26 protein-coding genes are annotated in these 23,078 nt (G+C 38.6%); 9 read left to right on the top strand and 17 right to left on the bottom strand.

The genetic code is table 11. The features are described 5' to 3' along the window. Position 1 precedes the first annotated feature (1 nt). Positions 2 to 274: a YfcL family protein gene (locus tag ACMZOO_RS00205; protein ID WP_440904652.1), complete on the top strand. Its 273-nt coding sequence runs from the start codon at positions 2 to 4 to the stop codon at positions 272 to 274. On the opposite strand, the gene ACMZOO_RS00200 is transcribed toward ACMZOO_RS00205, so the two are convergent. Genes ACMZOO_RS00200 through ACMZOO_RS00190 form a run of 3 tightly spaced genes read right to left on the bottom strand, consistent with a single transcriptional unit; the run spans position 271 to position 5,129 of the window. After that, on the bottom strand, positions 271 to 633 hold the full coding sequence (locus ACMZOO_RS00200; protein WP_440904651.1) for a hypothetical protein: 363 nt from the start codon (positions 631 to 633) through the stop codon (positions 271 to 273). The genes ACMZOO_RS00205 and ACMZOO_RS00200 overlap by 4 nt on opposite strands. Further along, entirely contained in the window at positions 630 to 1,643 is a 1,014-nt protein-coding gene (zipA, locus tag ACMZOO_RS00195) for a cell division protein ZipA (protein WP_440904649.1), read from the bottom strand. Before zipA ends, ACMZOO_RS00200 begins: the two co-directional genes overlap by 4 nt. A gap of 15 nt (positions 1,644 to 1,658) precedes the next feature. Further along, positions 1,659 to 5,129, bottom strand: a complete 3,471-nt coding sequence (locus ACMZOO_RS00190; protein ID WP_440904648.1) for an AAA family ATPase — start codon at positions 5,127 to 5,129, stop codon at positions 1,659 to 1,661. Between the two features lie 102 nt (positions 5,130 to 5,231). On the opposite strand from ACMZOO_RS00190, the gene cysZ reads away from it, so the two are divergent. Next, complete coding sequence (gene cysZ / locus ACMZOO_RS00185) at positions 5,232 to 5,954, top strand: sulfate transporter CysZ (RefSeq protein ID WP_440904647.1); 723 nt, start codon at positions 5,232 to 5,234, stop codon at positions 5,952 to 5,954. A 52-nt stretch (positions 5,955 to 6,006) separates the two neighbouring features. Further along, on the top strand, positions 6,007 to 6,444 hold the full coding sequence (locus tag ACMZOO_RS00180; RefSeq protein WP_016955909.1) for an RrF2 family transcriptional regulator: 438 nt from the start codon (positions 6,007 to 6,009) through the stop codon (positions 6,442 to 6,444). A 274-nt stretch (positions 6,445 to 6,718) separates the two neighbouring features. On the opposite strand, the gene tadA is transcribed toward ACMZOO_RS00180, so the two are convergent. From tadA to dsbC, 4 genes are all read right to left on the bottom strand, one after another. Beyond that, positions 6,719 to 7,237, bottom strand: coding sequence for a tRNA adenosine(34) deaminase TadA (gene tadA / locus ACMZOO_RS00175; RefSeq protein WP_440904646.1), 519 nt, complete (start codon positions 7,235 to 7,237; stop codon positions 6,719 to 6,721). A gap of 4 nt (positions 7,238 to 7,241) precedes the next feature. Beyond that, positions 7,242 to 8,267, bottom strand: a complete 1,026-nt coding sequence (locus ACMZOO_RS00170; protein ID WP_440904645.1) for a LacI family DNA-binding transcriptional regulator — start codon at positions 8,265 to 8,267, stop codon at positions 7,242 to 7,244. A 194-nt stretch (positions 8,268 to 8,461) separates the two neighbouring features. After that, positions 8,462 to 10,171 carry a single-stranded-DNA-specific exonuclease RecJ gene (gene recJ, locus ACMZOO_RS00165; protein ID WP_440904643.1) on the bottom strand — a complete coding sequence of 570 codons (1,710 nt, stop codon included), beginning with the start codon at positions 10,169 to 10,171 and terminating at the stop codon, positions 8,462 to 8,464. Next, a complete protein-coding gene (dsbC, locus tag ACMZOO_RS00160; protein WP_440904642.1) occupies positions 10,171 to 10,893 on the bottom strand; it encodes a bifunctional protein-disulfide isomerase/oxidoreductase DsbC in 723 nt (240 codons plus the stop codon). The genes recJ and dsbC overlap by 1 nt, the downstream gene beginning before the upstream one ends. A 215-nt stretch (positions 10,894 to 11,108) precedes the next feature. On the opposite strand from dsbC, the gene ACMZOO_RS00155 reads away from it, so the two are divergent. Next, positions 11,109 to 11,456 carry a hypothetical protein gene (locus tag ACMZOO_RS00155; RefSeq protein WP_440904641.1) on the top strand — a complete coding sequence of 116 codons (348 nt, stop codon included), beginning with the start codon at positions 11,109 to 11,111 and terminating at the stop codon, positions 11,454 to 11,456. Between the two features lie 159 nt (positions 11,457 to 11,615). On the opposite strand, the gene ACMZOO_RS00150 is transcribed toward ACMZOO_RS00155, so the two are convergent. The 4 genes from ACMZOO_RS00150 to ACMZOO_RS00135 form a co-directional block, all read right to left on the bottom strand. Beyond that, positions 11,616 to 12,155 carry a hypothetical protein gene (locus ACMZOO_RS00150; protein ID WP_440904640.1) on the bottom strand — a complete coding sequence of 180 codons (540 nt, stop codon included), beginning with the start codon at positions 12,153 to 12,155 and terminating at the stop codon, positions 11,616 to 11,618. 156 nt (positions 12,156 to 12,311) lie between these two features. After that, positions 12,312 to 12,704 (bottom strand): MmcQ/YjbR family DNA-binding protein, encoded by a 393-nt coding sequence (locus tag ACMZOO_RS00145; protein ID WP_440904639.1) that lies wholly within the window; start codon positions 12,702 to 12,704, stop codon positions 12,312 to 12,314. 29 nt (positions 12,705 to 12,733) lie between these two features. Further along, complete coding sequence (locus ACMZOO_RS00140; protein WP_440904637.1) at positions 12,734 to 14,563, bottom strand: ABC transporter ATP-binding protein; 1,830 nt, start codon at positions 14,561 to 14,563, stop codon at positions 12,734 to 12,736. 5 nt (positions 14,564 to 14,568) lie between these two features. Next, on the bottom strand, positions 14,569 to 14,922 hold the full coding sequence (locus ACMZOO_RS00135) for a HopJ type III effector protein (RefSeq protein WP_440904636.1): 354 nt from the start codon (positions 14,920 to 14,922) through the stop codon (positions 14,569 to 14,571). A gap of 125 nt (positions 14,923 to 15,047) precedes the next feature. Between ACMZOO_RS00135 and ACMZOO_RS00130 the strand changes: the two genes are divergently transcribed. Further along, positions 15,048 to 15,626 carry a hypothetical protein gene (locus ACMZOO_RS00130; RefSeq protein WP_440904635.1) on the top strand — a complete coding sequence of 193 codons (579 nt, stop codon included), beginning with the start codon at positions 15,048 to 15,050 and terminating at the stop codon, positions 15,624 to 15,626. Positions 15,627 to 15,658: 32 nt separating this feature from the next. Here ACMZOO_RS00130 and ACMZOO_RS00125 read toward each other — a convergent pair whose 3' ends face one another. From ACMZOO_RS00125 to ACMZOO_RS00105, 5 genes are all read right to left on the bottom strand, one after another. Next, positions 15,659 to 16,354, bottom strand: coding sequence for a GNAT family N-acetyltransferase (locus tag ACMZOO_RS00125; protein ID WP_440904633.1), 696 nt, complete (start codon positions 16,352 to 16,354; stop codon positions 15,659 to 15,661). After that, on the bottom strand, positions 16,355 to 16,798 hold the full coding sequence (locus ACMZOO_RS00120) for a DMT family transporter (protein WP_440904631.1): 444 nt from the start codon (positions 16,796 to 16,798) through the stop codon (positions 16,355 to 16,357). A gap of 87 nt (positions 16,799 to 16,885) precedes the next feature. Next, the gene (locus ACMZOO_RS00115) at positions 16,886 to 17,467 is read right to left on the bottom strand and encodes a Crp/Fnr family transcriptional regulator (protein WP_440904630.1); all 582 of its coding nucleotides are present in this window, start codon (positions 17,465 to 17,467) and stop codon (positions 16,886 to 16,888) included. Further along, on the bottom strand, positions 17,460 to 17,768 hold the full coding sequence (locus ACMZOO_RS00110) for a hypothetical protein (protein ID WP_440904629.1): 309 nt from the start codon (positions 17,766 to 17,768) through the stop codon (positions 17,460 to 17,462). Before ACMZOO_RS00110 ends, ACMZOO_RS00115 begins: the two co-directional genes overlap by 8 nt. Positions 17,769 to 17,819: 51 nt before the next feature. Further along, the gene (locus ACMZOO_RS00105; RefSeq protein ID WP_440904627.1) at positions 17,820 to 19,004 is read right to left on the bottom strand and encodes an NAD(P)/FAD-dependent oxidoreductase; all 1,185 of its coding nucleotides are present in this window, start codon (positions 19,002 to 19,004) and stop codon (positions 17,820 to 17,822) included. Positions 19,005 to 19,134: 130 nt separating this feature from the next. On the opposite strand from ACMZOO_RS00105, the gene panB reads away from it, so the two are divergent. The 4 genes from panB to ACMZOO_RS00085 all read left to right on the top strand — a co-directional run bounded on the left by panB (position 19,135) and on the right by ACMZOO_RS00085 (position 22,027). After that, the gene (gene panB, locus ACMZOO_RS00100; protein ID WP_440904625.1) at positions 19,135 to 19,884 is read left to right on the top strand and encodes a 3-methyl-2-oxobutanoate hydroxymethyltransferase; all 750 of its coding nucleotides are present in this window, start codon (positions 19,135 to 19,137) and stop codon (positions 19,882 to 19,884) included. A gap of 31 nt (positions 19,885 to 19,915) precedes the next feature. Beyond that, positions 19,916 to 20,695, top strand: coding sequence for a YciK family oxidoreductase (locus ACMZOO_RS00095; RefSeq protein ID WP_440904624.1), 780 nt, complete (start codon positions 19,916 to 19,918; stop codon positions 20,693 to 20,695). A 259-nt stretch (positions 20,696 to 20,954) separates the two neighbouring features. After that, positions 20,955 to 21,431, top strand: coding sequence for a sigma-70 family RNA polymerase sigma factor (locus ACMZOO_RS00090; protein ID WP_051480027.1), 477 nt, complete (start codon positions 20,955 to 20,957; stop codon positions 21,429 to 21,431). A gap of 2 nt (positions 21,432 to 21,433) precedes the next feature. Then, positions 21,434 to 22,027, top strand: coding sequence for a hypothetical protein (locus ACMZOO_RS00085; protein ID WP_440904622.1), 594 nt, complete (start codon positions 21,434 to 21,436; stop codon positions 22,025 to 22,027). Here the strand turns inward: ACMZOO_RS00085 and ACMZOO_RS00080 are convergent. Next, positions 22,024 to 23,040: a GGDEF domain-containing protein gene (locus ACMZOO_RS00080; RefSeq protein WP_440904620.1), complete on the bottom strand. Its 1,017-nt coding sequence runs from the start codon at positions 23,038 to 23,040 to the stop codon at positions 22,024 to 22,026. The two genes, ACMZOO_RS00085 and ACMZOO_RS00080, sit on opposite strands and share 4 nt — an antisense overlap. Between the last annotated feature and the right edge of the window lie 38 nt (positions 23,041 to 23,078).

Below are 23,078 nucleotides of genomic sequence, written 5' to 3'. Positions count from 1 at the left end.
TATGGCTGACGCACAAGCTTATTTAGACAAAATTGAAAGCAAACTAGACCAACTTAACGAAACGTGTAGTGATGACATGTTATTCGTAATTGGTTATTTGCGCGGCCACATTATGCTCTCAGCTGGTTATTTAGAAATGGACGGCAAATTTGAAATTGATAAAATTAACCAAGCTACTGAAGCATCGCTTAATAAAGCAATTGAAGCGGGTGAACTAGAAGAACAAGACCAAAAATACGTATGGGATTTGTGGGCAGAATTAACGCAGCTTTAGACGCTGCGTTTTTTTGTCAATTTACGGCTTCTCTTTACAAGCTTTTGTTTGTCAACTAAATCTGTAACTGAACTAAACTCTTTCATGTAAAGATCTGGTGCTGAAAAGCCTATATCATTTCTATTATCACCACCAATCTTATAAGCAGCATAGCCGTCTTGCTCTACCATTTTTTGGCGTAATCTAAACTGAAGATACAAATAACTGCCAAAAATACATATAAAAATGACTAAACCAGTTAAATCTGAGCGAGTCAAATTAATATCGTATTTAAGTTCTTCATACACCAGCCAACATATTACAATCGCTAAAGTAATTCCCAACAAAGTTAGTAAAAATTTAAGCAACGTTCTGATCATTGTTTGAGTAACTGCCTTCTTTCAAACTCGCGAATACGTTCGACATAATGTTGCACTGTTTGGCGAGTTAACACGCTGCGTTGGCCGTCTAATACTTGACCTGAGAATTCAGCAGCTATTTTTTTCGCGGCGTTGTGCATCATATTAAACGCTTGTTGTGCATCGCCCTTCACCGGCAAGCTTAAAAACAAACTAACACCTTGGGTAGTAAATTGTTCGATATTGTCGATATCAAAAGTGCCAGGGTTAAACATATTAGCAAGGCTAAATAAGACCTCACCTGTACCTGACGCTTCTTCATGGCGATGAAAGATATTAAATTCACCAAATTTAAATCCTAGCGTTAACAAACTTGGTAATAACACAGCGCCAGACATGCTTTGGCCTTCTGGTGCAACTACGTTTAATATTAAAACTTCTTCCGGTTGTGCTTCTTTTGCGGGTTGGTCTTCAACAGCAGGTTTTGCAGTTGTAGTTGCTCGGGTTTGAACTTGTTCACCCGACTCTGCTGTTTCGCGTGCACTTATTTGATCAAATAAATCGTCACCAAAGTCATGGTGATCGTCTTCAGTTTCAGGCAACGACATTTGCAATTGCTCACCTGACAAATCTGGCTCAATGCGCTCTGGTCTGGCTTTTGGCTTTTCAACCGTACGAATGCTTTGTAACTTTTCACTAAAAGATTTAGGTGCTGGTTTTTCTGCGACCTTTTCTTGGGTAGGCTTTACTTTTGTTTGTACAGACTCTTCAGGCTGAAAATTAGCTTCAACATCTTGCTGTGGTTTAGGTGATGGAACGACACGTGCCGGTGATACTATACCGTCATCAAATGCATCATCCGTTTGCTGCTCTAGCTCACTAGTATCGCTGTTTGAGCCATGTTTGTGAGGCGCGTATTGTTCACTGCGGATTTGTTTGTTTTTTCTAGTTGTATATAAGCCATGCACAATTAAAGCAACAATAGCCAAAATACCTAAAACTATCAGTACGATTCTTAATTCTGATTCCATTATAAACCCGTAATATTATTGTAATTCTGCCAATTCTATCGCTTTTTCAATGTCTACCGCGACCATTCTTGAGACACCAGGCTCTTGCATGGTCACGCCCACTAAATGGGACGCCATTTCCATCGCGATTTTATTATGCGAAATATAGATAAACTGTACTGTCGAAGACATTTCTTCAACTAAACGACAAAAACGGCCTACGTTTGCATCGTCTAATGGTGCATCAACCTCATCCAACATACAAAACGGCGCTGGATTTAGCCTAAATATTGCAAACACCAATGATAAAGCGGTTAGCGCTTTTTCGCCACCGGATAATAGATGAATTGTGCTATTTCGTTTACCTGGTGGCCTAGCCATTATGGTAACACCTGTATCGAGTAAATCATCATCGGTTAATTCAAGCCAAGCAGCACCACCACCAAAAACTTTAGGAAATAACATTTTTAAATCAGCATTGACGTTTTCAAAAGTATCGCGAAAACGAGACTTAGTTTCGCGATCAATTTTACGAATGGCATCTTCTAAAGTTTCTAACGCGGATACTAGATCGTGATGTTGTGCATCTAAATAAGTTTTGCGCTCCGCTTGGTGTTCATATTCTTCAATTGCAGCTAAGTTAATTGCGCCCAGTCTATTTATGGAAGTGGTAGTTTTTTCGAGATCGCTCTCCCACTCGGCTTCAGCTGCCTCAGTCGGCATATCTTCGGATACTTGTTTAAACGACACATCTAAGTCGGCTAAAACTTCAAGGACGGATTTAGCTCGAACACGATAACCTTCCTGCTCTATTTTAAGTTGGCCAATATCTTCTTTAAGCTTATTGGCTTTATCCATAATGCCATGCTGGCCTTTTTCCAAATCCGCGAGTTTGGCTTCTACTTCATCTAGCTCTATTTGTGTTTGTTGTTTTAACTCTGTTTGCAGCGCTTTTTCTTCTAACAACATCTGTAATTCAGCAGCCATTTCTTCAATTGGATCTGAACTTTCTAGGGCTTGTTCTTGAATTAATTCTAGTTTTAGTTTTACTTGTGCAAGCGCTGTTTGACTGCTCGCAAGCATTTGTTTGCCGTTTTGCTCGGCACTTTTTGCTTGTTCTAGTTTTAATTGCAATTGATGTTTTTGATTATTTAAGCTGTCTTTTTTACTGCGTGCATCGGCCAATGCCTGTTGGAGCTGATGTTTTTGTTGCTCAGCGTGGGCATTGGCGCTTTGATTATCTTGAAGATTATCGGTTAACTCTTCAATTTCCATCAATACATCTTCTAAGCGCAGCTGCTCTACTTCTACTTGTTCTGCAAGTGATTGCTGCTCGTTTTCTAGCTTAACTTGCTGTTGTTGATAAAAAGCGAGTTGAGATTCAGCTTGTTTTAATTCAACTGAGTATTGATGTAACTCTTGTTTGAGTTCAGCGATTGTATTTTGTTCACCTTGGAGTTTTGCTTGGGTCTGATGAATTTTACTCTCGTTCTGTTCAAGTAAATTTTGCGCCTCTTCAAGTTCTAATTGTTTAAGCTCTAGCTCTTGATTACATTCTTGCAGTTGGTTATCTAATGCAAAAACACTTTGTTTGTTATCGTCAAATCTAAATTGCCAACCCAAACCACGCCAATCACCATGTTGGTTAATTACCGATTGATTTGCATTGGGTTCGCTTCCGTCAATTTTAACCTTGGCTAAAATATGCAAAACGAAATCGGGTGCTGTTACTTGACTTGCTAGGGTGCTGTTTAATTCACTTGCATCAATCGGGTAACCCAGCTTTGAGCTTGTAAGCATAAAACCAGCGGGGTATTCATTTGTCATTTCTGGCAAACTTGCGTCAATAAACAAAGCTTTTTGCCATTGGCTCATCACCAACTCAACCGCTTTTTCCCAACCTGAGTTCACTTTTATTTTGGAGCTAAGTTCAGATGCATTATCAGCCAGACCGGTTTGTTTTAACCAGTTTTCAACTTGTTGGTTATTAATCTTATTTTGGTGATTAATTAAGGTTTCTAAAGAGGCAATTCTTCCTCTAATTTGGTTGATGCTTTGATTGCACTGACTGATTGTGGATTCAACAAGCTTACATTGCTGACGATCAATCTGTAATTGATCTTGCGTCTGTGTATTCTGTTCCTGTAGCGTTTCGAGGCGACCTTCCGTGATATGCGCTGCTTCGGTAATTTGTTCAAGGTTAATATCTTGCGGTTGAGTTAATTCTGCGAGAGCTTGCTCTAACTGTTGCAAACGCTGCGATGAAGTACTAATTATATGCCTAATTGTGTCACTCTGCGATTTTTTCGCGGCTATTTCACTTTCAAGCTTGAAGTAGGCTTTAGATTTTTCAGCCCATAAGTTCGAAAAACTTTCATATTGAGTGTTTTTTTCTTCTAGATCTAATTCGGCTTCAAACATTTGTTCAATCAGCATTTCTAGATCGGGTTCAAGCTCACTGATAGTAAAGGTGTTGTTTGCAACATCTTCTTGCTCTTGTTCAATGCGCTCTTCAATGCGAATAATATCATCTTGCAACTGGCGTTTTTCTAATTCGAAGTGTTGCTTTTTCTCTTTTAGATGAACGATGCTTTGTTCATTTTTGCTAATAGTTTGTGCAGTTTTAAACATGTCGTTGGTGATATGTTCAAGCTTTTGCCTACACATAAACTGTGATTGTTTAAGTTCAATTAGCTGGGCTTCGTCACAACGCTGCTCTGAAGTTAAAGACTCTAATTCTAATTGTTTTTGTTGAATATCTTGTTGTAGTACATCAGCTTGGCCGTTCAAACGCATCCATTTTAGGACGGCGAGTTCAGCTTTGAGTTTACGCTCTTTCGCTTTGAGTTCTTTGTAACGTTTCGCGGCGCTTGCTTGTCTTTGTAGTTTTTCTAATTGCGCTTGTAGTTCAGATAAAACGTCTTCTAAGCGCTCTAAATTATCACGGGTATGGCGAATACGTGTTTCAGTCTCTCGCCGTCTTTCTTTATATTTTGAAATGCCCGCGGCTTCTTCAATAAACAAACGCAGGTCTTGTGGTTTTGATTCAATCAACCTTGAGATCATGCCTTGTTCAATAATGGCATATGATCTTGGGCCTAAACCTGTACCTAAAAATAAATCTGTGATGTCTTTTTTACGGCACTTAGTGCCATTCAAAAAATAAGCTGCGGTCGGGTCGCGGTTAACTGTGCGTTTTACCGAGATTTCGTTGTATTTGGCATATTCGCCTTGTAAACGCCCTTCACTATTATCAAATACTAATTCTATGCTAGCTTGTGAAACAGGTTTACGCGCACTGGAACCATTGAAGATTACATCTGTCATATTATCGCCGCGCAGGTTTTTCGCTGAGCTTTCTCCCAACACCCAGCGTACAGCATCGATAATATTTGACTTGCCACAACCGTTTGGCCCTACAATAGCCGACATCTGCGCTGGAAATGGCACAGTTGTTGGGTCAACAAATGACTTAAAACCCGCAAGTTTTATTTGTTTAAGTCTCATGTACGGCTTATTTGGACAAAACAGGTTGAAAAGTTAAGGGCTGCAACATATCAAAAGCTGTAGACAGAAACAAATTTTTATCATTTAAGGTTTAATAAAAATATGAGTTTAGGATTTAGTGCACTAATCGATGGATTTAGACTGATTAATCAAAAAGGTATTCGACGATTTGTCTACCTACCAATTTTGCTAAATTTATTTTTGTTCGGCGGTGCTTTTTATTGGATGTGGCAACAAATAGATAAAATCAGCCAATTTGTTGTCGACTTGGTGCCCGATTGGCTTTCTTGGTTAAACTTTTTAGTTATTCCTTTTATGCTGATATGTTTTTTTGCCTTATTTATCTTTTTATTTACCGCCATAGCCAATTTTATTGCAGCACCATTTCATGGGCTATTAGCTGCAAAAGTGGAAGAAAAGTTAAATCCACACATTGCTAGTCAAGCGCCGAGCCAATTTAAGTTAAGCAGCGAAATTTCACGCACACTTAAACGTGAATGGACTAAACAGCTTTATTTTATCCCAAGAGCGATTGGCTTTTTTATTCTGTTTTTGTTTATTCCTGTTGTCGGCCAATTGATATGGTTTTTATTTATTGCTTGGATGATGGCGATTCAATATTGTGATTTTTGTTTTGATAATCACCAAATCGATTTTCACCGTATGCGCTCAACCTTGGGCAAAAGTAAATTAACCACTTTTAGTTTTGGCGGTTTTGTTAGCTTATTGTCAATGTTGCCACTGGTTAATTTAATTATTATGCCTGCAGCTGTGTGCGGCGCCACTCAGCTTTGGGTAGAAAGATATTTTAATGATTTAGATTAAAAAATAGCTGTGGTAGGCTGTCATAAAAGATTAATAACAGTAACTTAAGTATATGCAACTAACCCGTTTTACTGATTATGCTTTACGAACGCTTATTTTTTTAGCGGAAAAACCGGCAGGTTTCAAAATGTCATTAGGACAATTGGCTAGCTTTTTTGATATGAATTTAAATCATTTACAAAAAGTCAGCCAAAAACTGGTTCAGCTTGGTTACATTGAATCATCGCGCGGTAAACAGGGGGGTATATCCTTGGCGGTTGATAGCACTAAATTAACCATAGCCGACGTAGTACGTAACATAGAGCCTGAATTGTATGCAGTAGATTGCGAAGGCACTGAATGCCCAATCCGTACTTCGTGTAACTTACGTGGTGTATTTGCTACGGCGACAAACGCATTTATGGCTGAATTGGAAGCAAAAACCCTAGCAGACGTCGCTTATAAAGGACCGGGTAAATTTGACGATTTATTACTAATGGAGCCACTTTAATATTTCTGTCATTTTGCTCTGTTTCAATGGACAAGATTTAAAAATGAAAATAGATAACCAGAAAACTGGATAAATAGGAAAAATGATGAAGAAAAGAAAATTATCAACGTCTAGCCGACGTAAAACTTTATTAAAGAAAACACATACTAAAGTGCTTTCTCGCCGTAAAAGCTTTGCCTCTATGCATATGGAAGAAACTAGTTTTTAACTTAGTCTCTTCCAACCTCTTACCTCTCCTGCATGCTTTAACATACCCACTAGCAACAAATTTAAATTAACTACCCAACTCTAATTTACGCTTTAATTGTTTCTGTTTTTTAATTTCTGCACGGCGCTGCTTAAAAAATTCCGACAATTTATTGCCACACAATTCAGCTAATACACCACCACGAATGTTTAATTGATGATTAAGCCTTTCATGCTGCGCTAAGTTCATAACCGAGCCACAAGCACCGGTTTTAAGATCTGATGCACCAAAAATAATTTCATCGAGCCGACTATGCACCAATAAACCAGCACACATAGGGCAAGGTTCTAAGGTTACATAGAGTTTGCAGTCAATTAGGCGATAATTATTTAAAACCTTACCGGCTTGGCGAATAGCCAACATTTCGGCGTGAGCGGATGGATCGTTAGTTAAAATAGATTGATTAAAACCTGAAGCAATCAGTTGGTTGTCTTTGACGACAACAGCACCAACCGGTATTTCATTTATGCTTTTGGCTTGGTCTGCGAGCTCTAATGCTCGCATCATCCAATATTCATCGTAGTTGTTTTGACTCGTCTCACTCACAACTTTAAGAGCATCCACATGATTTGCGCACTATCAGTTTAGCCGGCGTTAAACTGGCTTTAACTTCAATGTCGTGAATTAAATTGACTAAAGCATCAACTAACATTTCACCAGCGAGTTTTGTATTTTGCTGAATTGTAGTTAATGGTGGATTAGTAAAGTGTGCAATCGGAATATCATCAAAACCGACCACTGCAACCTGCTCTGGCACTTTTAGACCTTGCTCTTGGAAAGCGCGCATACCACCTATTGCTATCATATCCGAAGCACCCATCACGGCATCAAACTCAACATCTAGCGCCATAAGTGTTTTAGCGGCATTGAAGCCTGATTCTTCGGTTGAAATTGCATTGCGCTGGCATTCAGGTTTAATTGGCAAACCCGCCTCTTCTAACGCTTTGCAATGACCTTGATAGCGCGACCAAAATTCTGGGCATGAATCGTCGGCACCACCTAAAAACGCAAACTTTTTCCGGCCTAATTCAATTAAGTGTTTGGTCGCTAAGTATCCACCATGAAAGTTGTCGCAACCAAAAGAGACACCTGGCTGACCTTCAGCCACGGCACCATAACGAACAAAGTGCGTACCTTGTTCATATAGTTTAAGTAATTTTTCTTCGTAGTCGGTGTAATCACCGTAACCTAATAGAATGATACCGTCAGCTTTAGACGCGTCTTCGTAATCTGCATGCCAGTCTTCACTGAGTTGTTGAAAAGAGACCAACAAATCGTAGCCTTTTTTCGCAGCAGCTCGAGTTATACTACCAAGCATAGATAAAAAGAATGGATTGATTAACGAGTCATCCATGGTCGGATCTTCAAACAATAATAAGGCTAAAGTTCCAGTATGTTGGGAACGCAAATTACTGGCGTTTTTATCTACTTTGTAGTTTAGCTCTTTGGCAATAGCTTGGACTTTCTTGCGGGTTTCTTCGTTTACCAAAGGGCTATTGCGTAACGCCCTTGAAACAGTTGACTGCGAAACGCCTGCTTTATAAGCGATGTCGAATGACGTAGCTTTTTGTTTCATACAACCTCTTTAAGTGTCGCGGCCAGCTTCATTGCTCTCCTGATACTTTAAATCACTGCAATTCATCCCTGACTACAACTCATTAATGCATATATTCAAGAGTTTATATCAATATTTCAAAATTGCGCGAGATTTATTGCATAAATTTTAAATTTTATGCAATAAATCTCGAACTAAAGTAAAGATAATTTACTTTAAGCAACTAAGTTGGCCGTTTTAACCATAAGTTGAATGTTCCTTTGCCCTCTAAATTCATTTATATCTAAACTAAAAGCTAAATGGACTTTTTGCTGGCTGTTGACAGTCCAATGTTCTGGGTTGTAGTTGAACCAAATTGCATCGACTGCTAAACCACTTTGATGCTGCAATACAAACTTTATATGTTTATCTTGCAACAATCGCTCTTGCGCTATCACAAATACATCATCAAAAATGGGTGGTTCAAAACATTGCCCCCAAGGCAAGGCAGCTCGTAACAGTTCCGCAACCTCAAGAGTAAGCTCATTGTCCGCTAGTGCACCATCGGTTAAACAAACATTGGTTAAAATATCTTGATTGACTAAAGACTTTACAGTGTCATCGAAAATTTGCTTAAACAGTGCAAAATTGGCTTTTTTGATACTCAAACCTGCAGCCATTGCATGTCCACCAAACTTAATGATTAAGTCTGGGTGCAAAGTATGCATTCGCTCTAATACATCACGAATATGCAAACCCGGAATTGAGCGACAGGAGCCTTTTAAAACATCATCATTGTCTTCAGCAAAAATGATTACTGGCCTGTGATAACGCTCTTTTATCCGTCCTGCTAGAATTCCAATAACACCTTGATGCCAATCGTCTTGATATAAACAAATCCCATACGGCAGTTCATCTAACTTAATTTTACTTAAGGTATTAATCGCTTCGACTTGCATGCTAGATTCAATTGCTCGACGCTCTTGGTTGAGTTCATCTAAGCGGCTCGCAATATGCATGGCTTGGGTATAATCGTCAGCCAACAAGCAGCTGATCCCCAAAGTCATATCATCTAAACGTCCTGCAGCATTGAGCCTTGGGCCGACAGCAAAACCAAAATCACTAGAAACAAGTTGTTTAAAGTCTCGGTTGGCAATATCTAATAATGCTTTGATACCTGGGCGTGCGAAGCCTTTTTTAATCCGATTAATACCTTGCTGTACCAAAATACGATTAACATCATCAAGTGGCACTACATCAGCAACAGTGCCAAGCGCGACTAAATCTAACAAGTTGGCAAAATTAGGCTCTTGGATCTGCTGTTGGGTAAAATAATTCACTTCACGCATATAACTGCGTAGTGCCAACATCAAATAAAACGCAACGCCAACACCTGCGATATTTTTCGATGGAAATGGACAGTCAGTTTGGTTTGGGTTAACAATAGCGTCTGCATTTGGTAGTTGATTACCGGGTAAATGGTGATCAGTTACCACCACCTGCATGCCAAGATCTTTTGCACGTTTAACCCCTGCTACACAGGAAATACCATTATCAACAGTCATTAATACTTGCGCGCCCATTTGATGCGCTATATCAACAATTTGCTCAGATAGCCCATAGCCGAAATCAAAGCGATTTGGTACTAAAAAGTCGATTTTAGTTGCACCCAGTTGCTTTAACGCAGAGACGCTAAGTGCTGTACTCGTAGCACCATCAGCATCAAAATCGCCGATAATAAATATAGATAAATTTTGTTGAATTGCTTGATATAAAACAGCAACCGCTTGTTCAACACCTTTCAAATTAGGTTTGTGTAAACGCGACAAAGAGAGTTCCAGCTCGTCAGCTGAAATCTCTCTATTTGCTAATATGCGTTGCAGTACAGGATGTAAACTTGCAGGTAAAGCTGAGGTATCAGGCGTTGAACGTCTGACAATTTTCATTAAGAGCCTTGTAATAGTTGCAACATATCAGCTGGTGGACGATACCCAGGCACTAAGGTGCCATCTTGCAAAATAATTGCTGGTGTACCAGAAACACCAATTTGTGCACCAAAGTTATAATGGTCTACAACCGGGTTTGCACATGATTTGGCAACAATTTGACCTTTCACTTTAGCGTCCGTCATTGCTTGTGCCGGATCTTGTGCGCACCAAACACTGACCATGTCTCGGTATGATTGACTTGCTACACCACCGCGCGGAAATGCAAGATAACGAATAGTAATGCCTAAATCATTGTATTCAGCAATTTGTTGGTGAAGTTTGCGGCAGTAACCACAGGTTATGTCAGTAAATACGTTAATTGCATACTTTTCGTTTTTCGCTTTGTATTCAATTAATTCTGCTTCAAATTTACCTAATTGGCTAACACGAACTTTAGATAAAATGGCTTCACTTTCATTCTTCATACCTTCTTTTAAATTAAATAAGGTACCGTGTAATAACATAGAGCCGTCTTCACTCACGTAAAACAAACCTTTGTCAGTTAATACACCTTTCATTCCATTTAGGGGTACATCCACTACATCTTGTACTTGTAAACCAAGTTTAGCGATTGCAGTATTAATAGCTGGGTAGTTTTTTTCAACAGCGAATGAAATACTTGTCGTGCTCGCAATTACAGCAACAGCTGCAATTAATTTTGAAATTTTGTTGTTAAACATAAAACTCTCTTTTTACCACGGGATCAGTCTTTTGTGTGTGATATATATGACCGAACTTTGACATGAAAAGTTACAGAGGTTAGCGCTTTTTTGCAAATGATATTTCACCAGTTGAACACAGTGTTGACGGAAATATCGCACAAAACAACAAGTTTGCTATAGCTAACTCTAATTGACTCTATATACTGAAAACAAAGATTTTTAGGAGAACATTTATGAAACACTCGACTTTATTGGCTGTTGGTTTAACCACTGTATTAGTTACATCTCCTGCACTGGCTAGCGACGACGAAAGTTGGTGGGATAGCTTCACATCTTATGTAAGTGATATCTGGTCTGATACCGAAGACGAACGAGAAACTGTTGCTGACACCTCAAAAGAACTGGCTGAAAAAACTAAAGAATTAGGTGCAGATATTGCCGAAGAAACAGCCGATGTTAGCAAAAAAGTTTATGAAGATGGTAAAGAAGTTGGTTCGGAACTTTGGGAAAAGAGCAAAAAAACAGGCTCTGATTTATGGGAAAAAACAAAAGAAACAGTCGATGAAATGAAAGAAGACTAATAGATTAAACATGCACTAAATACTTTTTGTGCGATTAGATAATTCAGAAGTATAGTTTCGGTCAGCGTCCACTAACCGAAACTAAGCAAGAAGACATCTTAATAACATTAATCGAGTATATTCCTATAACTATATACCGGCGTAGCTGTTGATGGCAGCCTAATTGGCAACTTTTGAAAGATTGACAAATTTCTTAACCAAAGACTTTTGATCACGAGCTAAGTTATCTCTTGAGTAAGCCATCATCTCACCATTCAATTCGAATCCACCAATATAAATAACATTATTTTCTTTTACTTCAAAATATACAGGGTTCGACACCGAATAGTTGGTAGTAACTCCGAATTGAGCTGAACCTTGAAAAACCGACCATTTATATATTTCGTATTTCCCTTTCGGCAACTTCAATAGAATTAACGTTCCAATTTCATTTTCAAAGTCAGTTGTTTTTTGATTGGCTAATCTAGTTAACGGGGCATCCCAAGTAAGAGGAAAGCTTTTTGCGACTACCTCTTTATTGGAATCAATGTTTCTGATGTGAATGTCTGGAAAAGCCCTATCATCCCCTATTTCAGTTACAGATAGATACACATGACCAATGCCATTCGTTTGTTTAGGGATATATTTATTTGAATAAATTTGTGGTGTCGCACAACCGGTCAAATAGAGCGCAAACAAAACGACTAGAATTCTTTTCATTAATTTTTCCTTAAATATTAAAATTTAGACTTTTCTAGATTAAACAATCAATAGATTAATTATTTTCTATTGATTGTTCGCTGTCGCAACATTGTTAACCAGACACACTTAGATTGCACTAATAAATTGAATAATATCCTATTTTTGTTTTTGGGTTTAACGAAGCACTTCTGGGTATGCTGTATAAAAATAGTTTTGCTTTGTTTTCGGTAAACCCGCAATCACTAAAGCGTATGACATATCTATCATACGCTTCATTTCACCTTCGGGAATTGTTCCGTCTAGAATAATGCTATTCCAGTGTTTTTTGTTCATATGATAACCAGCGATCACAGCGTTAAATACATCTCGCAATTCAATCGCTTGTTCAGGTACACATTTTAAATTCATGTTGTCGCAGGCCGGAAAATCTGGGTGGATTTTGCCATAAGACAAGGTAGCAAACATCTTGCCTGCTACCTTATAAACAGCAACATCAGCGCCGAATGGATAATCTAATTCAGCTTCTGGTTTAGATAATAAATATTGATTACATTCGTCCTTGTTCATAATTTACCTCTATTTATTAGTCGATATGCCTATAAATCGTTAGCTATAAAGCCACCGGTTTGATGCGCCCACAATTGCGCATAGATACCACCACTGGCAATCAGCTCTTTGTGTGTGCCCTGCTCGGCAATTTTGCCGCCGTCTAATACAATTAATCTATCCATAGCAGCAATAGTCGAAAGTCTATGTGCAATAGCAATAACTGTTTTACCTTGCATGAGCTTGTATAAACTATCTTGTATCGCAGCTTCTACTTCAGAGTCTAATGCAGAAGTTGCTTCGTCCAATACAAGTATAGGTGCATCTTTTAATAACACACGAGCAATGGCAATACGCTGACGCTGACCACCACTTAGTTTCACACCACGCTCACCCACTTGAGCATCGTAACCAGTGCGACCTTGTAGGTCAGTTAAGCTTTGAATAAAGTCATGCGCTTCAGCTTGTTTAGATGCTGCAATTAATTGCTCATCAGTTGCCTTGTTGCGACCATACAAAATATTTTCACGAACGCTACGGTGCAATAACGAAGTGTCTTGCGTCACCATACCTATTTGTGCACGTAAACTTTCTTGCTGAATGCTGGATACATCTTGGCCATCAATTTTAATTGTGCCGCTGTCTATATCGTAAAAACGCAATAACAAATTAACTAGGGTAGATTTACCGGCACCAGATCGGCCTACAATACCGACTTTTTCACCCGGTTTAATGTGTAAATCTAAGTTGTCAAAAACCTTAACGTTTCCGTAAGAGAAGTTAACTTGATTAAACTCAATTGAACCTTGGTTTACAGTTAGTTCTGCCGCTTGCTCTTTATCTTGTACATCACGAGGTTGCGACAAAGTGCGCATACCGTCAGTGGCTGTGCCTATGTTTTCAAACAATGCACTGACTTCCCACATAATCCATTGCGACATACCATTTAAACGCAAAGATAAACTAACAGCTACCGCAATCGCACCTACGGTAATCGAACTATCTAACCAAAGTGAAATTGATAAATAGGCAACTGCAAATAACAATAAGTAGTTGCTTACTTGTACGCTAGTGATCATGCCTGTTGCTAAACGCATTTGTACATAAACAGTTTTTAAAAAGCCATTCATGCCGGATTTAGCATAATCCGCTTCTTGTTTAGTATGGGCAAACAATTTAACTGTGCTGATGTTGGTGTAGCTATCAACAATACGCCCTGTCATATCTGCGCGCGCATCAGCTTGTAGCATAGAAGCTTGTTTTAAACGGGGAATAAAAAAGCTTTGCAGTAGGATATAAACCACCAGCCATGCAAACATAGGCAAGGCTAATCGCCAATCGGCTTGGGCAATTAATACCAACATACTGGCAAAATAAACAGTTACATAAACAAATACGTCCAACAGTTTCATCACACTTTCGCGCACAGCCAGTGAGGTTTGCATCACTTTAGTTGATATACGACCCGCAAAATCATTTTGAAAAAACGAGATGCTTTGCCCCAATAAATATCTATGCGCTTGCCAGCGAATACCCATAGGATAATTGCCAAGCAAAGTTTGATGCACCACAGTTGCATGCAGCCAAATAGTCACAGGTGCGGCAATTAATACCAAAAAGCCTAACCAAAGTAATTGGCCTTGGTATTGCTGCAAAAAGGTTTCAGGCGTCGAGTTGGCCAACATATCAACCAAACGGCCTAAATAAGACATTAAATAGGCTTCAATAATCGCAAGTGTGGCAGTTAATAACGACATTAACACTAAATACCCACCAACACCTTTGCTGTAATGACGGCAAAATGCAAACAAAGTATTGGGTGGTGTAGTCGGCTCTTCTGGCGGAAAGGGCTTTAACAGCCCCTCAAAAAACTTCATCATAAAAATTAAGCTTCTTTTGCGGTTAAGGCTTCACCTTTAAATTGAATACCATCCCAACCAAATTGAATAAAGTTGCGGATATTTTGATGATCAGTCCCTTGTGGGTTTTCTAATACATCTTTACGGTAGTAGTCGCCAAACAAATGCAAAGTTTGCTCAGGCGTTAATTGATTTAATTTAGCGAATGCAAAAATTTTGCATGAACCGTTATTTTGCCCAGCTAAATTAATGGTTTCCCCATTGTTAAATTCTGTTTCAACGAAATCATAATTTTCTTCAATTGCCTGAATAACTTCAGAAAAAACAACAGTGGTTGGAGAGGTTTGAATTTTGTTTAAAAGTAATTTTTGTGAACTCATGACTTATCTTCGCAATTAAAAAGGGTTATTGTAGCCTAAGTTGACTAAGCGGATAAGTGCTAGTTAACAAATAGATTGGTGCGTTTATTACAACGAGCAAATATTTCATTAAAAGGAATCATTCAATGATAAAAAATTTAACCTTAGCGGTAACTTTGTTAGCTTCTGCAAGCTCGGCCCATGCATTTAATTTCCCTAATATGTGTCCAAGTGGTCAATACCACAAAGTTTCAGGTCAAATTTCAACAAAAAACATCAGCGAACACGAACAACAAGGTGAAGTGTCTTTCAACTTGTACAAGGTGAAAGGGTTTAGACGTAAGTTAGTCGCGTCAGCTTCTGGCGATATTTACGGCACTATCGTCAACCAAGATAATTTTGCCATCACTCTTAATCATCAAATAAATCTAAATGATGGTTTAGGCGATATATATACATATAACGACAAAGCTTACGTAACTGGTGTGACCGAGTTTGCTAAAGACCAAAACGGCCAGCTCATTTTAAATGAAACAACTAAGCTACCTACCCCGTGCGGTTTTACTGTTATTGAACAAGTGACCGATTTACAAGGTGTAAACGGTGCATTTGATGGTGCGACAGGCAAATTAACTGCGTTTGGTAGCATTAACATGTGTCCACAAAATGCAGACAAACCAGTACACAATCAGTTCAGTGTTTCAGGCTACGTTTGTCTTCAATAGTGTAATCACTTAATTATAGAGACTCGGCAGGTTTAGACGGGTCTCTTATTTAAGTAAATCAGTTTTACAAAACCAAGTTTTTGATACAAAGGCATGCCCAAACGAGATGCTTGTAAACTTACCTGGGTACAGCCCAACTGCGCTGCATGCGCTATTAAAAACAGCATAAAATTCCTCGCTATGCCCTGCCCACGATAATTAGGATGTACCCCAACTTGATGTATACCCATAGTATTGTTTGATTTAAAACTGATTGCCGTTGCGACAATTTCTTGATCTATTTTGTACGCCCATATTTGAGCGCTTTGATTGTGCAATAATTGCGCAATAGAATTTTGCTCCATTTGATATGAAAATGCCGACTCGCAACATTTTACCCAAGTGGCTAATTCATTCGGTTTTATTTGAACAATCTTATCGAAAACATCTGCAGCATTTTGTTCTAACGTAATAGCTGTATCTATCACTTTGCTCATTAACATCAGCTTGCTCTTAGTCGTTTGAGCATTTTCTTCGTTATCGATATAAGCTGTTACCTTGCCTGCAAAGCTATGATGCCCTTGTGTCAGGGTAGTTGTCGGCTGAAAATTCTCAGCCCAGATTTGATTAGGCCAAGATTGCTGAACATAAAGCTTGTGGTTATGCAGCAACTGGCCACCTAACGCCAGCCAATAGCAATGCAAGTTATGTAAGTTATTTAGTAGTAACGCCTGTTTACTTTGTCCCATTTAGTTTGTCCTATTAATTAAATACAACCCAAGCAGCATAAATATAAGCCCTGACACCTTGGTCAAGGTTAAGTACTTAACTGGGCTTGCAAACCAACCAAAATGGCTAATGAGCAAAGCAAAAATAACTTGGCCACATAAAGCTATAGTAATGGCATTACCTGCCCCTAACTTAGGTATTAAGAAATACATACTGGCAACACCAACAACGCTGAGGATAAACGAAAACCATAAGTACCAAGGCGTACTGGCCAAAGCTTTAGTTGGCAATGGAGTGGAAAGTGTTGCAGCGAAAATACTGGTTAAAACAAAACTAGCAAAAAATGCGTAACTCGTGGCTTTTAAAACACTCTGCAACTGAATTGCAAGTTGGGAATTCATAGCTGCTTGTAGTGCAATACAAGCACCACAAATAAACGCAAGTAAACAGTAGTAAGTTGCCATTAACTAAGCTCCATTAAACTCTAGATAAACAGGAGCATAATGTCATTATTGGCTCAGATCATTTACATATGTTGATAACAGATAATTTTATACCTGTTTACGGATACGACTTAATTGTGTTGGCGTAATACCCAAATAACTGGCGATATGATATTGAGGTAAACGATGAACTATTTTGGCATGTTCGTTTAAAAAATTGAGATATCTTTCTCTAGCTTCAAACTGCAAATAACCAATTTCTTTAGGCTCTTTTTCTAACAACCAATGCCTTTCTAAATAATGAATATGCATTTTCATCAAATTGGCATCGTCAAACAAAAGTGTACGGTAGCGCTTAAAATCTATTTCTATAATTTCACAGGCTTCTATCGCTTCAACCGCCATAGTATTGGCCTGACTAATTAACAACGCGCTCATACTGCCAGGGAAACGCCCTTCAGCAAAAAAGTTTTTGTTAAATTCATTGCCGTTTTTGTCGGTAACATAAGCGCGAGCTAGACCTTTGTGCAGAAAACAAAAACTTGTCGGCACCTTATTAAGCGGATAAATCAACTGCCCTTTAGCAACTCTTTTATAATTACAACAAGCGATAAAGCCTTGCCAACTAGCCTCAGGCAAAGGTGAATAGTTAGCAAGTGTTGCTCTTAAATGTGCAAATGCTTCAATCATCAGGGCTTAAAACAGTAAAAACCAAATGGTTGCGCATATTTTTAATCAATATGCCTTTTTTCAGTAATAACCCAGCTAAACGTTTTTGCCAAAGTAATAAATTATCTTGCGCCTCATCAACTGCTTGTTGAGTTTTAAATTGCACTCTAACTAATAAAGACCCCGGAAATGCATCGTGCTCCATGCTAAACCAACATTGCTCAACATCGGTAAGCTCTGCAAATGCTTTTTCTTCTAGTGCTTCCACTGCTGCCATAACCGCCGCTTGTTGCTTAATTTGTACTTTTGAAAGTTTTTTCATTATTGTTTCTTGCTATTAATTTACTATTTCTTTGTTTTTACTTTGACTCGGTTAAACCGCCAAACCGCACGCTACGCCACAACTCCAAGCATATTGGAAATTGTAGCCACCTAACCAGCCTGTTACATCAGTTACTTCACCAATAAAATATAATCCCGGATATTTTTTGGCTTCAAAAGTTTTTGAGCTGAGTTCGTCGGTATCAACGCCACCTAAAGTTACTTCGGCGGTTCTGTAGCCTTCAGTACCGTTCGGTTTAATTGTCCAATTATGTAAATAATCTTGAATATGTTTAATTTCAGTATGCGATAGCTGATTAACTGGCTTATCAGGTAACGCTTTATCATTAATTAAAATTTCGATAAAACGTGATGGCAACAACTGGGTTAAACAATTTTTTAGTGATTTTTTCGGGCTGTCTTTGCGCCAGCTTTCTAGTTGCTCAGTTAAGTTACACTCAGGCAACAGATTAATTGTGACAGCTTGCCCTGCTTGCCAATATGAAGATATTTGTAAAATAGCTGGGCCTGATAAACCTCTGTGGGTGAATAAGATATTTTCTCTAAACTGTTTGCCGCTTTGACTAGTTACTAAACAATCAATACTAATGCCAGATAAACCATCAAACCTTTGTTTATCGTGATCATGTAAAGTAAAAGGCACAAGTGCTGCAGTAGTTGGTACTACTTTCAAACCAAACTGCTCTGCTATTTTATAACCTAACGGGCTACCACCTAATTTAGGCATGGTTAAGCCGCCCGACGCAACAACAAGTGACTGGCACAAATATTCATCTTGATTAGTGGTAACTAGATAACCTTGCTCGTTTTTAGCTACAGACAAGACTTCATTGCGCAGCTTAATTTCAACACCAGCCCAATCACACTCAGTTAATAAAATATCGACTAAGTCTTGTGCGCTGTTATCGCAAAATAATTGTCCATGTAAACGCTCGTGATAACTCAAACCATGACGTTCAACCAATTCGATAAAATCATTCGAGCTATAGCGGCTTAAACAAGATTTTACAAAATGGGGATTTTGGCAAAGGTAGTTTTCAGCTGTTGCAACTCTGTTGGTAAAGTTTGAACGCCCACCACCACTAATGAGGATTTTACGCCCAGCCTTTTTACCCATGTCTAATACCGCGACCGACTTACCGCGATAACCAGCCGTAGCTGCACACATTAACCCTGCTGCACCCGCACCAATAATTACAACGTCAAACTTTTGCACACAAAACCTATTTAAACAACGTTTATGGAAACGCGCGCATTGTAACACAAGAATACATTAAGCCATTTTTTTACCCGCCAAAATGCAGTATCCTAAGGCGATTGCAATTAACCCAAATGGTTGATTAAAAATGAAACAAACACTTAAACAATTACAAAATTTAAAGGGTAATACCCGTATTAGCATGTTAACTGCGTATAACTGCCCTGTTGCACGTAGTATTGAACAAGCTGGTGTACCTATTATTTTAGTTGGCGATTCCGTTGGCATGGTTGAAATGGGCTTTTCAAGCACGCGTGATGTCACTATGGATCACATGGTTTACCATGTTGGTGCGGTACGTCGTGGCGCGCCTAATACCCATATTATCGGCGATTTACCGCACCTTTCTTATGAAAGTGTTGAAGATGCCGTTGCTAATGCCAAAAAATTAGTTGCTGCTGGTGCTGATAGCGTAAAACTTGAAGGCCCGTATTTTGATGCGGTAAAAGCTATAGTTGCTGAAGGTATTGAAGTTGTCGCGCATACAGGATTGACCCCACAAAAAGCAACTAGCTTTAAAAAAGTCGGTAAAGAAGCAGCCGAAGCTGAGCAGATTTTACAAGACTCAGTTGATCTACAACAAGCTGGTGCTGGCATGATAGTGTTAGAACATATACCTGCTGAGCTTGGCGTTAAAATCACCCAAGCTTTGACCATTCCAACAATTGGAATTGGTGCAGGTGGCGATACTGACGGACAAGTACTAGTAATAAACGATGCATTGGGTATAGGTGATTATTGGCCACCTTTTTCGAAACAATATGCTCATGTAACAGAAACCATTTCACAGGTATGTGCTAAATACAGACAAGAAGTTGAAAATAAACAATTTCCTTAACGGTTAATTAGAAAATTTAAGATTTAAATAGATGAATATTCCTGCTGATTTTCAAGCTGCAACAACTGAATTAAAAGATAAAGTGATCTTAATTACCGGTGCGGGTGCAGGTATAGGGAAAGCTGCAGCTTTATGTTTTGCTAAACATGGTGCTGAAGTTATTTTATTAGGTAAAACCACCAAAAAATTAGAGGCGGTTTACGATGAAATAATGGCACTTTCTCACAACCCGAACGAGCCAGGTGAATTTAGCATTAAAGAGCCAGCGATTATCCCTTTGGATATGAAAGGCGCAAGCAAACAAAACTACATAGATATGGCAACAACCATAGAGCAAACTTTTGGTCGTTTAGATGGTTTATTACATAACGCCAGTGCACTGGGTAGTATTATGCCATTTGAACAATTCCCTGAAGATATGTATCAAGAAGTAATGCAAGTAAATGTAAATGCACAATTCTTAATGACCCAAGCATTGTTACCTGTACTAAAAAAATCGCCAAGCGCTTCAATTATCTTTACCAGTTCAAGTGTTGGCAGAAAAGGACGTGCGTTTTGGGCACCTTATGCAATTAGCAAATTCGCCACAGAAGGCATGATGCAAGTGTTAGCGGATGAATACGACAATACTAAAATGCGTTTTAACAGTTTAAATCCGGGCGCGACGGCAACTAACATGCGCCGTAAAGCCTATCCAGCAGAAGACCCAACCACTCTAAAGCAACCTAGTGAAATTATGGCAAGCTATTTATATTTAATGTCAGACCAAAGTAAAGACGTTAGCGGCCAAGCTTTAACTATCAGCCGCTAAAGATATTCATTCTATAACCTATTTATAAATTAGAGCCAAAGCTATTTTGGCTCTATTATTCCCAACTAATAAAAACCTTCCTCAACTAATTAAATTATTTCCCTGTCAGAACAAAGAAAAAACTATCTAAAATTCAAAAACTTAAATTACACATTCAACTAAACTAGCAAAAAAATTAAAATTATTTTATAACCATGTGACACAAATTTGGTTTTGATTCGACCAATATAGGAAAGCGACAAAACAAATAGGGATTAACATGTCACCCCACTTTTTAAACCTGATAAAACAGCAAGAGCAAAAGCTGAATTTTATTGCACGCAGGTATAGCGCAAAAAATGAAAGCGACGATCTATACCAAGAAATTGTTTTGCAATTATGGCGTAGCTTTCAAAGCTTTAGTGCTGAATCGACTTTTGAAACTTGGATGTACAGAGTTGCGCTTAACACAGCCTATAGCTATGTACGCAAAGATAAAACTCGAGTTTCAACAGTATCAGATGTGTTGGTGGAAACCGAAGCTTCAGATTTAGCTTCATCCCCTGCTTGCCAAGCTGACTTGCTGCTGCAGTTTGCCGAAACTTTATCAGAAACTGACTCAGCAATTTTGATTATGTACTTAGACAACTTTACTTCAGAGCAAACTGGCGATGTTCTAGGTATAAGTGCAAATGCAGTTCGCCAACGTTTAAACCGAATCAAAACCTCTTTTGAACAAAGCACATTAGGAGCTTAACCATGAAACTTGAAGATGCAAAAACCGCAAATATTTTCGCCGAGGATTCAGCTGTACCTAATATCGACTTTAAACAAATTAAACAGCAGGCTACAAAGTTTGAGAAAACACTTAAACGCCGTGACTTTACCGAAACAGCTTTGGCATTATTGCTCATTCCTGTTTGGTTGATAGCACTCAATTTTTCTGTAAGTAATATTCAAAGTATCGGCCTAATCTTGGCTACTTTAAGTTGTTTATATATACCATGGAAAATGCATCAGGCACGCAAAGTACAAGTAACACCTGATGCTGCCGACAATATTAAAGTATTCCTAAACCAACAGAGTGACAAAATAGATCGCCAAATCGAATTGCTCAGCAATGTGATTAAATGGTACATAGCACCAATTGCAGTTAGTGTTTCTTTAATTCATTTGGGTTCACAAGTAACAGAAACTGGAATGCCGGTATTGAATGCTTTTCAAATTAGCTACTTGGTTGTTGTTGTTTTGGTCGCTATCGGAGTCTACCTATTAAACAAACATGCGATTAAAACTCAGTTGTTGCCGGAGAAACAACGCGTGCAAAAACAACTTGAAGAGCTAGCGAATTAAAACAGTTCTATATCATTATCAAATCTTGGTTCATCTACTTTGCCGTGATGAACCAGGTCTTGATAATATGAAACACAATTCCTACCATGACGTTTTGAAAAATACAGAGCTCTATCCGCTTGGCCAACCAAAGTGGTTGCAGGGCACCCCAAGTCAACCTTAGTTAACCCAGCACTAACGGTAACTTGCCCTATGGTTGGAAAATTAAACTGCTCAACACTTTCACGAAAGCGATTGAGCACCATAAGTGCTGTATCTTCTGTGGTCGCATCGATAATCACGATAAATTCTTCACCACCATAACGAAACAGTAAATCTTCTTTTCTAAAATTTTGCTGCATTATTTTAGCAATTGTTATTATGACCTCATCACCATATTCATGGCCATAAGCATCATTCACTCGTTTAAAATGATCTACATCTAGCAGAGCAATCCAATAAAAGCTCTGTTGGCTTTCGCCTCGACCATTTTGCTGCGAGGCCTGTTTCAAAGTAAATGCTTGTTCGAGCAACTGGGTTAAATGGCTATCAAGTGTTTTACGGTTAAATAATCCGGTTAATGTGTCTTTTTCAGCTTCGTTGATTAGATAAGACAAATTGCAATAAACGGCGACCATGCTATCAATAAGAGATTTTTGAACTTTGCAATCGTCTAAGCCGCTAACCTCGATGAAACCATAATGAATGCCCATTTTAGACAAATACCAAAGACAACGACCATGCTCAGTTTGCGCTTGTTTAGTTGAGTAACACAAAGCTAACAGCTCATCTTGATGTACTTGACTAAAACTTTGAGTGATCAGCGCTTGGTTGTCTGTATGCAAGCTATTCGACATTTTTGATACAACATAATAAAAACTGTCGATGTGAGGGATTGCTCGATATATGGTGACTTCGGCATTTTTTAATAGGTTGTCGATAGCGAACAGCATGATTTGATCTAAGCTCAACCTATCTTTGACGTTTGTTACATCAACCAGTTTATTGATAAATTGAGTTGAGTCAGCACTCATAACACCTGCCTCATTACGTTTAATGTTATGAGTTATCA

This window comes from Catenovulum sp. SX2, assembly GCF_052056295.1.
Taxonomy (GTDB): Bacteria; Pseudomonadota; Gammaproteobacteria; order Enterobacterales; family Alteromonadaceae; genus Catenovulum.
Note: the sequence above shows the minus strand (reverse complement) of the source record. Positions and strands in the feature narration are given on the sequence as shown.